Below are 13813 nucleotides of genomic sequence, written 5' to 3' on the forward strand. Positions count from 1 at the left end.
GCACTGCGTTAGCCAACCTTTACTCAGTCTTGCCCTATCCAGTGTTGCCGCATCTTAACCAGCAAAGGTCGTGCCAGTGCGTCCTGTGCGCAAGCGAGAAATCGGTGCAGCCGTCCTCAAGCGGCGACCCGTATGTGAGTTTGACCGGGCTCGATTGACCGAGCCATGTCACGCAATCGGGCCCGCTCTGGATTCTGCAGCCAATAGGAGGAACACGATGCTCCAACGCCCCTCTTACCTCAGCATCGCCATGCGAGGCTGCGATCAAACAAGTAGGCAACCAGAAATAGCGTCATGCGTAGTGCATGGTGTTCCCTCGATCGCCACCTGCTTCCTGTCGCTGCGCTCAACAACCAGGATCACCGACGCCGTAGCGGAATCGCGCTATCACATCATCCAGTGATACGTCCATGGCCCGCTCTAGATTCGCCCAATAATACTCGGCACTAGCGAGTAGCTCCTTGCTTTGGTCAGGTGCGCGTTCAGCCTTCCAGTACCTGATCAACGCGAGCATGGTAAGCCGCGCGAGAGCCGCAACTGGCAAAAGTGGAAGTTCTGACGCGTTTAGCGGCTGGCTCTGGTTGTACCCGGCGACAAAGGCAAACGCATCCTGCCAAGGGTGATCCTGAGAGCGGCCGATCAGATGCGCGACGGTATTGGCGGGATCAAAGATCACCGCGCTATGGACAGCGTCTCCAAAGTCAAGTATAGCCTTCACGAAAACATCGCTGTGCGAATCCACAACAACATTGTTTGGAGCGTAGTCACCGTGGATCACTTGCATTCTCAGACTAAGCAGCCTCGGCAGCACGCCTTCTTCGAAGAGCCTGAAGACCCTTTGAGCCAGTAGTCGGTGCTTGGGGTGTGGCGCGTACTCGACAAGTCCCGTCCAATGGAGAAAGTGCCTAATATCGTAAACTAAGCTGCGCGCGGCAGCCGGATGCTCAAATGATCGCAGCGCGACGTTTAGTCGCCCGAGCATGTCTCCTGCCTTAGTTAACTGCTCAACGTCGGCCTCCATTTGCTCCCACAGCAGGCCTTCGACAAAGCAAAAGACACTGAGTGTTCGGCAGAGTCCATCCCCCACGTCGATTGGAACGCTATCTCTTCCGTCAAGAGTGCGTTTGATCCGCTGTACCGGCAAGGCGTGGGCGGCATCGTCAAGATATCGCATCGCCTCAATCTGCAACGCCGTAACTGGTTCAGGTTCGTCGGACGGTGACACCTTTACGAGGTATTCATTTGCTTTGACTTTAAGCCTGAACGTATGACCCTTTTCGCTGCCCAATCGTTCAACGTGTCCACCAAGCCCATAGTGCCTCTCAAGCACGTTTTTCAACAGCACGGGATCGATGGGTTGGCTTGATGCAAGAAGGCTGCTCTCTTCTAGGAGTCGTTTTAGCACCGCGCCGGGTGATTTGTTCATGTTACTAGCTTCCTAAAGCTGCTGTTTCGCTACGATGGCAAAAGTCTCAAGGAGGCGGCTCACATCGGCAGCGGTGAAAGCGACTGGAGGTCTCACTTTCAACACATTACTCGCTCGGCCGGTCCGGCTGATCAGAACGCGACGATCGCGGAGGTTCTTGATGATGCTTTCACAACGATTGGGATCGGGCTCAAGCGTCCTTCTATTCTTGACGATTTCTACTCCAAGGTACAAGCCGCTGCCTCTGATTTCCGCAACATAAGGAGAATCCCGTGTTAGCGCTTCAAGTCCTGCCATTAACGTGGCGCCATTGCTGGCAACGCGTTCACGCACATTCTCCTGCTCGAACACATCAAGCACTGCGGAAGCCGCAGCTACAGAAATCGACCGGCCACCCAGTGTATTGAAGTAGCTGACCTTCTGCCCAAATTCGTCAGATACCTCCGGGCGGAAGACGACGCCAGAGATGGGGAAGCCGTTCCCCATCGCCTTGCCCATCGTAACGATATCGGGGATCACGGCGTGCCGACTGAATCCCCACATCGAATCTCCGAACTGAGCGAATCCCGATTGAACCTCGTCAGCAATGTAGAGACCACCTGCGGCATGAACCTCGTCGACCATTGCCTGCATAAAGCCAACTGGGTGAGTAAAAATGCCGTCGGATGTGAACGCGGAATCGGCGATCAAGGCTGCTAGTCTGTATCCATGCCGTTCGAGATCAACAATCGCGGAACGCACCTGATCCCGCATAAACTCCTCGAGAGAGCGTTCTTTATCGCAGAGCCTTGGGTCAGGAGCGGCAATGAGTCGGACATTCGGTCCGAGCGCGGACCCTTCCCCGAGCATTGGGGAAAAACTCGCGACCTCACGAGTGCGACCGTGAAACGCCCAACGAGTAGCAATGATACCTTCGCCGCCTGTATGAAATCTCGCGACACGAATCGCGAGATCGTTTGCTTCCGATCCAGTGCAGGGCAAGCTTAACTTCGACAGCTCAGCTGGGAATGTCGCAAGTAGACGCTCAGCATAGGCAACAAGTGGCTCCTGGGGGTACCGGGTATCTACGTTGACTGCAGCCATCTGGCGGCAAACTGCATCGACGATATGCTTGTGCGCGTGGCCAACACCCGGAACGTTGTTATACGCGTCGAGATAGTCATTGCCGTCGCCATCTATTAGGTGGGCACCAAAGCTCGAGGCAAACTCCACCGGAATCGTCTCCGAAAACTGGTAGCCAGGACCGAGCACTGCGTTCCGGCGTCGAATGATGTCTCGAAGTCTTTCAGGCAGGTGGCTGAAACCGGTCGCGGCCGCGAGATCGGTGTGGTTCGGGCTCATCTCAGCGTGACAGTAAACGGTCGAAGGAAATCACCGAGATTTTCGTCAGGTCAGATACTGTCTGGCGAAAAAGAGCAACGTCTCGCGTGAGATTGATGGGCCTTAGCTGAACGCGGGGTGTTATAATCGCGTTAGCTGTTGTGAAAAAGCATAAGTTCATGAGAGTGTCCCTAGGCCTGCTTTAGTCCCATCCTCGATTGGCAGTAGACAGCCCATAGCCGCGGGATTCCAATTCAGTTTCCAGATTGTCGTCATCTTGCGACAAGATGACGGTACGGGGCGGCGGTGGCTGGAGCATGCGAGCGGGTGAAGCGCGCCGCAGGTCGGCCCGCGATCCGCCGGCGCCGTTCGCCAGCGCGCTGCGCCCGATACTCGACGACCGCCGTTTACTCTGCAATGCCCTTCCAAAAATCTGGATCAATGCTGCGCGAAGATTGGGTGTCGTGGGTTCAAGCACACCCATCGTGAGATCAGGGGATCGCATATGGTTTTTGGGGGACTTGAAGTTGGGCTGAGAAGGGATGTTCTCGTTGTTTGCGCAAGGAGCGCAAACAAGCGCTGTCGCGGCTGAACGACTATGAGGTGGCGCCCAGCCACGACACCTTTTCGCGGCTGTTGAGGCTGCTTGACCCAGAGACGTTCGGACGTGCTTTCGCCGCCTTTGCCGCAGGCTTCTCGCGGGCATGCCACGAGGTGGTCTCGCTTGATGCCAAGGCGCTGCGGTGAGGCTATGAGACCTTGCGGCTAGCCCGCCACTGACGGTGTCGGCCTTTGCCATCGAGACGCGGCTGTGTCTGGCGGTGGTGTCGCCGGGCAAAGACGAAAACGAGATCGAGGCAGCTTTCAAATCTCCGAGATCAGTTCACACCATTCCCTTTGTATTTCCGGCCGCAAGTATTTTTAGCCGCTGAAGAGGCCGGCTTGGACGAGCGAAGCGCTCGAGTCTGGGTTCTCGATTTTATATGGGTGTTGAAATCCGCCAGATGAACATCGAATTGAAGCAGGGATTCACGGGCCGCTTGTGCACGACGTCCGGCAATTAATGCCCCCAGCACTTCCGCCACTGCAAACGCGGGGGTCATCGTGTGAATGAATGAGGGGCTTTCGGTTTGGACTAGGACGACGTCGTCGGCGACTCTGGCGAGTGGAGCGACCTTACTGTCGGTAATGGCGACAATGGGAATGCGACGATGATGCGCATATTTTGCGAGATCAACCGTTACGCGAGTGTAAGGGAACACGCTTGTCGCAAACAGCACATCCTCTCGGGCGGCACGAGCAAACGCATCCGTTCCCGTGCCGGCCACCGCATCGAGCAGGACGGATTTTTCCCCGATCATGGACAAGATATAATGCAGATGCCAGACAATCGAGTGGCTCGATCTAAGGCCGATGCAATAGACGCGTTTGGCAGATGCAAGGCGCCGCGCGCTCGAAACTATAGCGTCAAGTTGGGTGGGTTCGGTCAGATGGACGATTTGCGCCGCGTGTGTTTGAAGAATCTCGCGAGCGAAACCTTGGTCGCCCTTGAGTTTCTGGGTCACTACTTGCGCGTCAGCCCTTCGTGCGAAACCCACATCGCCGCTGCGAACCGCGTCAGCGTACATTTGTCGAAGTTCTTCGTAACCCTCGAGGCCAACATGCTTGGCCAGCCTTGTCATAGTGGCCGGGTGTACCCCGGCCAAGCGCGCTTGATCTCGCATTGACAACAGCGCAACGTCATGTGGATGATCGATAATGTAGCGCGCCGCCAATTGGAACTGTCTCGACATTGTATCGAAACCGGTAACCAATTGCTCCGAGAGGGGTCCGTCAGCCATCACAAAGACGTAGCGATATGTGATGACTTATGCAACACGTGTTCCTTCGTTTGCGACAGGTTGGCGTACCCGTTTCACTTCCGGGGAGGTCTTTGATGAGACCGAACTAGGCTACCATAGCTCATGCCAGGCCTGACGCAGCGCGGCGGCATCAGCGCTGCGAAGCCCGACGTGTTGGAGAGCTTTCGCTACACCAGCGACTAACTCGGCATTTGACTCGGCCAGACTCCCGTCGGCAAGCCGGCGGTTGTTCTCAAATCCGACGCGTATATGTCCGCCGAGCAGAGCCGCCGCGGTCACGCAGGCGGTTTCGCGTTCGCCGAAAGCGCACACGCTCCAATGTGCAAAACGCGGCTTAGCCGCATCGATGAACGGCAACAGGTCGGCCGGACGCGATTTCTGACCCGGCGTGTAACGGCCGAGTACGAAAAGAACGGGAACATCGTTCCACGGGATCATCCCTCGGCGGTGGTACTCCTTTAGACGGAACGCCTCGTCCCGATCGTAAAGGATGACCTGCGCCAGAATTTCCTCCGCGCGGATCCAAGACAGCAACGATGCGAAGGCGAATTCGTGAGTCTCGGTCGGGACCAATTCGCGCAACGCCAAAGAAACGGCTTGCGGTCTGGTTTCCTTGATGACCGCGATCTGTTGCTCCGGAGTATAGCGACCTAGCGCTTCACTCGTTACTTGGATAATCATTTCGTCGCCGACCACTTTACCGATGGCTTGTATGACCTCGCGATATGCCGCGGCATCGAGAAGATGTCCGCCGTCTCGGTCCCGAACGTGGACGTGGATCAGGCACGCGCCCGCTTCGAGGCACTCCTGTGCCGTTCGCGCCAGTTCAAAGGGCCCGAGCGGCAGGGCAGGATGGTCGGCTTTATTCAGCCTGCCGCCGTTGGGTGCGACGCAAATCGCTGTCGGCTGTTCAGCATCGCTCATTTCACGCCGGCTCCTTTTTCCACGAAGAGTGAACGCGCAAACGCCCCCCAGCTTGGTATAACTATCAATGATCCATGCAGAACGTAATTGCAAGCGAATGAAACATCCGTTGCTAATGACATTCAGTTCACGATATATGACGATCACCCGCGCCTCCGGGGCAGGATCATGGTCAGCACTCGGGCGGTTGGGCCGCATTCGCCTCCTCGGTTCGGGAAGTGATCCGACCGGTGCATAGAGGAAATTATGAAACATATGTTGCGCGAAGAATCGAGTTCGATTAGTATCGGAGCTGGACAACGCGACTTATCGTTCAGTTGGCAGGCCTATCAAGCATGAGACTTCCATGAGCAAAATTTTGCATCGCTCGATTCACGCCGACCTGCCGGTCGCTGTTGGCGGTCGTGGGATCGAGTTGTTTGACGCCAATGGCAGGGCTTATATCGACGCATCTGGAGGTGCCGCCGTTTCGTGCCTGGGTCATAACCATCCGGACGTGCTGGCGGCATTGCATGCTCAGCTCGATAAACTTGCCTACGCCCATACGGGTTTCTTTACCACTGAAATCGCAGAACGGTTGGCGGATCGCCTTATATCGGATTCGCCCGATGGTATCGACTATGTTTATTTGGTCAGCGGAGGCTCCGAAGCGATGGAGGCCGCGCTGAAAATGGCGCGTCAGTACTTTGTTGAGAAAGGAGAGAGTCAGCGCAGGCACGTCATCGCACGCCGTCAAAGCTACCACGGCAATACGCTGGGCGCGCTGGCAACTGGCGGCAATGAGTGGCGCCGGGCTCAGTTCAGGCCACTGCTTGTAGAAACTCACCACATAGCGCCATGCTACGTATACCGCGGTCGGTTAGCTGCCGAGAGCGAGCATCAATACGGAGAGCGCGTTGCAAACGAGCTCGAGGCGAAAATCTTCGAGCTCGGATCCGATAAAGTGATCGCATTCGTTGCGGAAACGGTCGTTGGCGCGACGTTAGGCGGGGTGCCAGCTGTCGACGGCTACTTCAAGAGAATCCGCGAAATCTGTGACCGCTACGGAGTTCTCCTGATCCTTGACGAGGTGATGTGCGGCATGGGGCGCACCGGAACGGTGCACGCATACGAACAGGAAGGCATAGTGCCGGACCTGATCGCGGTCGCCAAAGGATTGGGGGGTGGCTATCAGCCCGTCGGCGCGGTACTTTTGGGCCGCCATATTTACGACGCCTTCGCTACAGGGTCGGGCTTCTTCCAACATGGCCATACGTACATGGGGCACCCAATGGCCGCGGCTGCCGCTCTCGCGGTGCAGGACGTCGTCCGAGAGCATGGCCTCCTCAACAACGTTGTCCAGATGGGGAAATTGCTCAATCGTCGGCTCCAAGAGCGCTTCTTTAACCATTATCATGTCGGTGACATTCGCGGGCGGGGCCTCTTCCGGGGAATAGAAATTGTTGCCGAACGCGGGGATAAGTCGCCGTTCGACCCGGCGCGGAAAGTCAATGCCACCATTAAAAGAGAAGCCATGACGCGCGGGCTGATGGTGTACCCGATGGGTGGCACGATCGACGGGGTGCGAGGTGACCACATCCTGCTGGCGCCCCCTTTTATCGTCAGCGCTAGCCAGATCGACACGATCGTGGAGCGTTTGGGCGATGCGGTGGACGCTGCGGTCGCTCGCAGCGTTGCCTGACAAGAGCGAACTTGCGCCAGATGTCTGGAATAACGCAATGCGATATCACTTCTTAAATGCCCGGTGAAGCTTTCAATTACCCGCATCGTCGGATTGATCCAATGGAGACACCGAAGCGATGTCGTGCAAGCGGGTCATGCCGCGGCAGACGACCCTATTGCCGCGAGGCGGATCATGGTTGCGGGCGAAATAGCCGCCAACCATGGATTTGCAGCAGGTAAGCGGCGTGCCGGGTCGTTGGAAGCCCGGTCGCGTTCGAGACGCGACATCACAGGATTCTTAGACAACATCGATCATGAGTTGCTGCTTAGGGCTGTGCGAAAGCACACCAAATTCCCGCGGATTGCACTCAATGTCGTGCGTTGGTTGAAAGCTCCGGCGTCGATGGCAGATGGCAGCTTGCTTGCCAGGGACAGGGGAACGCCGCAGGGCGCGGTCATTTCGCCACTGCTGGAAAACCTGTGCATTACGTGTTTGACTTGGCTCGAAACGGATCCCCCGGCGTGACGTTCGAACGGTATAATAGATGCATGACATCATCTGCCGCTGCCGCATTGAACGACAAGCTATGGCTCTCCGGGCGATGCTGCAACGCCGGTTCACCGCATACGGATTGATGTAGGGTCAGCCGCGAGTGGACCTCGCCAAGGCCATCCGCTGCAGCCTCAATCGCTGGGAGGCGGTCTGCGGTTTCAAGGTGGCTTGTCGAGATGACCAACGATGCCGCCGAACGGGTGATCCGCCCGCTGACGCTCGAACGACGCTACTGGAACTTCCTCGACTTCGGACTCCGGCGGCGAGCGCGCCGTCGTCTTCCACGCCCTGATCGTCACTTCTTAATGCCGACCGCCGAACTATGCCGAGCGGCAGCGTTTCCGCCAGGTTCGGCATACTAACCGCGCCAATTGAGCGCACGGAGCACGATCAGCTTTTTTGACGGGAATATGTTTCAGTGCCGTTAACATTAAGTATTCTTCGTAAGTAAGTGAGAGCGTGCGGCGAAACACATAATAGTAAACGGATTGGACGCATACAATAATGGATTGTTAGAGTGATTGTTGTTAAATGTAATACTCGAAGTTTGAAAGCTTACGATATAAACGTGTACAGTGGTCCTTTAGTATAAAGGTCTGCATGCCGGCAAGTTCATAGACGATTGCTCGCATGTTCCTTCCCAGGAGGGGCGCGCGGCGTAGAATACTGGGTGCCCTTTTATCGATTACCTTCTGAGGCACCGAGCTTTGCGTCCATTAACCCTGTCAGGTCGTCTGCGCGTCCAAGTTCGGAGTGGGCAGCAAGAGTCCGCTCCATCTGTACTTGCCATGCGGTAGAATGTCGCCGCGCTACCGGAAGGCGCAAAGTCACTTCCGACTCTGGCGGATAGAGGTTCCGAAATACCGCCTATGGGCGACATCCAGAATGCGATTGATCAAGCTTGAGTAGCTGTGTCCGGCCGCATTGGCGGCCACCCAGTACGAGAACCCCTTTGCGAGGAACGGATTGGCGTTGATCTCTAAAACAAAAGGCTGGCCGGAGCGGTCGATCCGGAGGTCGACACGAGCATAATCACGGCACTGGCAGGCGCGGAATGTCGCAATCGAAATATCCCGCAGGACCCTAGCTAACCTGCTCTCGATCTCGGCCGGGCAAATCTTCGCTACTGCCGCAGCCGCCATGTATTTCGCCTCCCAGGTCATAAGACGCATTGCGCGGTCACCGAAGTTTTGCTCGACAAGAGGCAATACATCGGGTTCTCCGTTTCCAAGCAGCGGAACGCTTATTTCCCGCCCCTCGATGTATTCTTCAACAAGCGCTGCCTGCGCATACTCTTCGACAATCACTTCCACCGCCCGCTTTAGCTCAGCAGGTTCATGAATGAGCTGCAATCCGAGGCTGTCCCCCTCCCGAACCGGCTTCGCCACCACTGGAAATCTCAGGTCGCCGATATTCTCATAGCCTCGGTGCATCACCCGAAAGTTCGGTGTCGGCACACCGCTGTCGCGGATGAGTATCTTGGTGACGACCTTGTCGTTGGCAAGCTCATGTCCCAGCGGGCTCGCTCCTATGTACGGAAGGCCGGCCATCTCGAGCATGGCAGGAACGTGGGAGAAACGCGACTCGCCCTGAATTCCACAAGCTATGTTGAAGACGAATCCTGAAGGGCGGGCCTGCGAATCGGGCGGCATGAACCGCTCTAGCGTAGCCAGCATGCCTTTATCGCCCTCACACAGCAGCACCTCGTGGCCGCCCTCTTGTAGCGCCGCCACCACATTCTCTTGGAGCGCCGCCACCACACCATCGCGGTCCCACTCTGGCAAAGGCTTCGGCTGCCGGCCGAACCGGTTAATCACCCCCGTAACGTATCTGTTCGTAACAACGGCTACTCGCATGAGCTACTCCTTTGATGTTTCCTCAGATCTGTGTTCGGTGCCCTGCGTAAGCACTAGGACCACCTGCTAGAAGTCTGACGAAGCCTGTCATCAGGACCATATGCGTCGCGGGCACTGACGTTGCCGACGGTATATTGCTGCCCAAGATGCCGCCGGTCCGCAGAGACACCGCGACGGCCCCGTTAGAATTGTACTTGGCTACGCATTCGCAATTGGCATGCCACGAAAGGTGTGGCGAGCAGGGAGCGCAAAAACAGGGGGAATCCTTGGCCAGCTTGATACCAGTGCCCTAGGGATGTCGGGTACTGAACACAGAATGTCGCCAGTCGGACGACGGCTTTGATGATGCGTAGTACGACATATATGAATCCTGAAGCGCGACGGCTACTTGTATTCCAAGCCTGGCGCCGGTGGAGCGGACTATCAGGAAACTAGCTGTGCACCTATTAGAAACTCGGGGTAATAACCACCGGTTCAAGACACCGTGGTGAAGGCCTGGTTGGTATCGGAACCCGACATAACGTGGTAGTCGGGAGCGTCGAACAAGGCGAATACATACGCAATGCGTTGGCACGTCGATTCTTTGAATCAGTGTTGACAAATCGAGTCGCCAATGTGTTGCGCAACTTCGCATTGAGAGATCGGGATGCCACTCTTCGAATGCGCAGGGTTCCCTCGTCGCAGATGGCCTTCGCCGTAAAACGGGCCACCCATCTACGATATTACGACTTTGCCGGCCCGCTCTCGCGGCTCGCCAAGCCCGCTCTGCCCTAGCAGTCCGCAGTCTGCCATTCTACGCCTCGACTGACAGGTTATTCCGACAGTACCGCCATCGCGTGACCAGATGTGATCAATCTGAAAACTGCATTTTACACGAGCTGCCGCTACGTTAGATTGGCTACACCTGAACATGATTGGCTTCCATACATTCGGAACACCCGATAAATCAGTAGGGGAGAGGAATATGCGGTTAAGCAGAAATGAGATGAGGGGAAAAGCCCAAACGGTGCTGGGTTTGGTTGATCCTGCGATGCTAGGCCAGACGCTGATGCACGAGCATCTCTTCTGGGACTTCATAGATCCGAGTTGCGAGGATGGAACCATCACCGCCGGTCCGGACCCGCGCGACTACTGGAAGTTATTGATGGGCGGCGCCCGCGATCCGCGCGACATGAGGCAGAAAGATCTTGGGGTGGCTGCTCGCGAGGTGGCGCGGATGGTCGAGGCAGGCGGCGGGACAATCGTCGAACTGACGATTGGTGGCATCGGGCCTGACCCTGAGCGCCTGGTGCAGGTGTCGCAAGAGAGTGGCGCCCATGTCGTGATGGGGTGCGGTCACTACGTCGAGGAGTACCAGGATCCTGCTAATCACGGTCGAACTATCGAGAGCTTCGCCCGCGAGATGATTGATCAGATCCAACTGGGTGCCTGGGGAACCCAGGTGAGGGCCGGTATCCTTGGTGAGATAGGCTGCCAATGGCCGTGGACCGATCTCGAGAAGCGTGTGCTGGCGGGCGCAGTCATCGCCCAGCAGGAAACCGGGGCGGCCCTGACTATCCACCCAGCCCGCGATGAGGGCCACCCGTGGATGCTCATCGAGTTCCTGCGGGAACATGGGGCCGATCTTTCGCGTACGATTATCGACCATATCGACAGAACAATTTTCGATGATGATCGCTTATTCCGCCTAGCGGACTCCGGCGTCGTGCTGGAATGGGACCTATTTGGCCTGGAGAACACATATTACGCGCTTGCGGATATTGACATGCCGAACGATGGCATGCGAATCCAGACGATCAGGCGTCTAATTGATCGCGGACATCTCTCCCAAATCGTGATTAGCCACGACATCTGCAACGCCATACGGTTGGCTGAGTTCGGCGGGCATGGCTACACCCATATTCAGCAGAAGGTTCTTCCCCATATGAAAAAGCGCGGCTACTCCGGGGATGAGATTAAAGCCATCATGATCGATAATCCGCGCCGATTGCTCACCTTTATTTGAGGGGACTGCGCTACATATCTTCGTCACGCTTCGGCTCGCGTAGTCTTACGTTCAAGCCGTTCAAGCTGTTCGGTCAGAGTGTCGATTTGGTCGGCAAGAACCATCAAGGCGAAGCGTGCCACCGCAGGCAGGCGAGCGTACATCGCCCTACACGATCCTGGCTCATGCCACCTTCGCCGGGTCGGCAGCTGCGATGATACCCAATTCGGACAAGTGAGCGCGCACGCTTGGCCAGACCACCTCTCATCGCATGGAGATGCTGAGTGCCGCGGCCCGTCATTTACTAGATCCTGTTCATCTGCCTCGAGTTGATCCAATCCAGGATCGAAAGTTACTACCGTAGGAGCAAGGTACGATGATCGTCGGCAGCATGGTTCAATCGAAGCGCCTTAACTGACATCAATTTCACCGTTTGCAAAGGCGAGCGCGTCGTTATCTGCGGTCCCTCCGGATCGGGCAAGTCGACGCTGTTGCAATCGGCTTGAGGTTCTCCAAAAGGGTGAAATCACCATTGACGGAGTCAGGTCAGGACAGCAGCAGCGTGTCGCGATTGCCCGCTCCCTCTGCACGGAACCTGCCATGATGATCTTTGATGAGCCGACCTCCTCGCTCGATCCGGAAATGGTTGCGGAGGTGCTCGAGGCAATGACCGGCTCTCGCGCGCGACGGCATGACCATGGTCTGCGTCATGCACGAGATGGGGTTCGCGCGCTCCGTTGCGGACCGAGTGATCTTTATGGATTCGGGGCCTCATCATCGAAGAAGGTAAGCCGCACAAGGTTTTCATTAATCCGCGGCACGAAAGAACGAAGCTCTTCCCCAGCCAAATTTTAAGGCGCTGAATAAGTATGAGTAACGGCTGGTTGTTGACCGTAACGAAAATAAGTTAGATACCGATATTTATCGAGGTCGCGTAGTCGAGGAGACCCTATAATGAACGCAGAGTCGCTGCCATTTGAATTGACAGAATACCGGGCGCGTCTTGAGAAAACGCGCGTTGCAATGGAGAAGGCGGGGATCGACCTCTTGGTCGTTACGGACCCATCTAACATGGCGTGGCTTACGGGTTACGACGGCAACGCTTTCTATGTGCCTCAATGCGTAGCTGTATCAATGGAAAAGGACCCGCTCTGGTTCGGCCGCGGTATGGACGCCAACGGATGCCGCCGGACCACCTACTTGAGTGAAGATCGAATAAGATCGTACGAGGACCATTACGTCCAGTCCGACACGCTTCATCCTATGAGCGTTCTTGGGCAAACAATCGATGAAGAGGGGTTGGGCTCATCAACTATCGGTGTGGAGAAGGACAACTACTACTTCTCCGCCTTGTCGTTTGAGGTTCTCTCCGCGGCGCTTCCGAACGCAACGTTCAAAAACGCTGACAGACTTGTCAACTGGGAACGTATCATAAAATCAGAACGAGAAATTGAGTATCTACGTGGTGCTGGCCGAATCGTCGAAGCGATGTACCAGCGCATTTCCGAGGTGCTCCGCCCTGGCGCAAAGCAGTCGGATGTGGTTGCGGAGCTAACACATGCGGGTACCCGCGGTGTGGGAGAGTACTGGGGAGACTATCCAGCGGCCGTACCCAATATCGGGGCTGGCGCTGACGCCGCAGCTCCCCACTTAACGTGGAGCGACCGTCCAATCCGACCTGACGAAAGCATTTTCTTTGAGCTCGCGGGTGTTCATAAGCGCTATCATTGCCCGCTCGCGAGGACGTATTACCTCGGCAAGCCGATCCCTCAGATCCTCGACGCTGAAAAGGCGGTACTCGATGGGATGCAAGCTGGTCTCGAAAAGGCCCGGCCTGGCAACCACTGCGAAGACATCGCCAAGGCATACGTTGGTCAACTAGCTCGCCACGGCTTAGCCAAAACGGGCCGTTCTGGCTACTCTATAGGCCTCGGCTATCCACCCGCATGGGGCGAGAATACCGCCAGCTTCCGAGACGGCGATAAGACCGAGCTCCGCCCCGGAATGACCTTCCACTTCATGACCGGCCTTTGGTACGGAGATTGGGGCGTCGAAATCACTGAAAGTATTCTGATCACAGGAGGCCAGGTTGAATTCCTCTCGAAAGTTCCACGCAAGTTGTTCGTGATCGATTAAGACTGTCGATGAGAGGCGGCGTTGCCGGCAAAGATGTCTCCATATTCCGCTAAGTTACCCCGATTCCGGCCCGACGACAATCTGCTGGAT

Annotated in this window: 10 protein-coding genes and 1 pseudogene; 6 read left to right on the forward strand and 5 right to left on the reverse strand. The window is 56.4% G+C overall.

Translation table 11 applies throughout. The annotated features are described in order from the left end of the window. Window positions 1–346: 346 nt before the first annotated feature. Window positions 347–1426: a phosphotransferase enzyme family protein gene (locus tag MJ8_RS07160; protein ID WP_201413731.1), complete on the reverse strand. Its 1080-nt coding sequence runs from the start codon at window positions 1424–1426 to the stop codon at window positions 347–349. 12 nt (window positions 1427–1438) lie between these two features. Further along, window positions 1439–2767, reverse strand: a complete 1329-nt coding sequence (locus tag MJ8_RS07165; protein ID WP_201413732.1) for an aspartate aminotransferase family protein — start codon at window positions 2765–2767, stop codon at window positions 1439–1441. Between the two features lie 534 nt (window positions 2768–3301). On the opposite strand from MJ8_RS07165, the gene MJ8_RS07170 reads away from it, so the two are divergent. Beyond that, a complete protein-coding gene (locus MJ8_RS07170; protein ID WP_201413733.1) occupies window positions 3302–3493 on the forward strand; it encodes a hypothetical protein in 192 nt (63 codons plus the stop codon). A gap of 131 nt (window positions 3494–3624) precedes the next feature. Here MJ8_RS07170 and MJ8_RS07175 read toward each other — a convergent pair whose 3' ends face one another. Together MJ8_RS07175 and MJ8_RS07180 are read right to left on the reverse strand one after the other, a co-directional pair. Continuing rightward, window positions 3625–4587 carry a MurR/RpiR family transcriptional regulator gene (locus MJ8_RS07175; RefSeq protein ID WP_201413734.1) on the reverse strand — a complete coding sequence of 321 codons (963 nt, stop codon included), beginning with the start codon at window positions 4585–4587 and terminating at the stop codon, window positions 3625–3627. A gap of 111 nt (window positions 4588–4698) precedes the next feature. Then, window positions 4699–5532, reverse strand: a complete 834-nt coding sequence (locus tag MJ8_RS07180) for a 3-keto-5-aminohexanoate cleavage protein (RefSeq protein ID WP_201415337.1) — start codon at window positions 5530–5532, stop codon at window positions 4699–4701. A gap of 346 nt (window positions 5533–5878) precedes the next feature. Here MJ8_RS07180 and MJ8_RS07185 point away from each other — a divergent pair, with 346 nt between their 5' ends. Both MJ8_RS07185 and MJ8_RS07190 read left to right on the forward strand, forming a co-directional pair. Continuing rightward, the gene (locus MJ8_RS07185; protein WP_201413735.1) at window positions 5879–7213 is read left to right on the forward strand and encodes an aspartate aminotransferase family protein; all 1335 of its coding nucleotides are present in this window, start codon (window positions 5879–5881) and stop codon (window positions 7211–7213) included. A 174-nt stretch (window positions 7214–7387) separates the two neighbouring features. Then, window positions 7388–7720 carry a hypothetical protein gene (locus MJ8_RS07190; protein ID WP_201413736.1) on the forward strand — a complete coding sequence of 111 codons (333 nt, stop codon included), beginning with the start codon at window positions 7388–7390 and terminating at the stop codon, window positions 7718–7720. Window positions 7721–8574: 854 nt separating this feature from the next. Here MJ8_RS07190 and MJ8_RS07195 read toward each other — a convergent pair. Next, the gene (locus MJ8_RS07195; protein WP_201413737.1) at window positions 8575–9603 is read right to left on the reverse strand and encodes an ATP-grasp domain-containing protein; all 1029 of its coding nucleotides are present in this window, start codon (window positions 9601–9603) and stop codon (window positions 8575–8577) included. A 985-nt stretch (window positions 9604–10588) separates the two neighbouring features. Between MJ8_RS07195 and MJ8_RS07200 the strand changes: the two genes are divergently transcribed. The 3 genes and pseudogenes from MJ8_RS07200 (at window position 10589) to MJ8_RS07210 (ending at window position 13723) form a co-directional block, all read left to right on the forward strand. After that, window positions 10589–11608, forward strand: coding sequence for a phosphotriesterase (locus tag MJ8_RS07200; RefSeq protein WP_201413738.1), 1020 nt, complete (start codon window positions 10589–10591; stop codon window positions 11606–11608). 377 nt (window positions 11609–11985) lie between these two features. Further along, a pseudogene (locus MJ8_RS32195) lies at window positions 11986–12450 on the forward strand (amino acid ABC transporter ATP-binding protein); the annotation flags it as partial. A 91-nt stretch (window positions 12451–12541) separates the two neighbouring features. Next, on the forward strand, window positions 12542–13723 hold the full coding sequence (locus MJ8_RS07210) for a M24 family metallopeptidase (RefSeq protein WP_201413739.1): 1182 nt from the start codon (window positions 12542–12544) through the stop codon (window positions 13721–13723). Window positions 13724–13813: the final 90 nt, after the last annotated feature.

Source organism: Mesorhizobium sp. J8 (assembly GCF_016591715.1).
GTDB lineage: Bacteria > Pseudomonadota > Alphaproteobacteria > Rhizobiales > Rhizobiaceae > Mesorhizobium.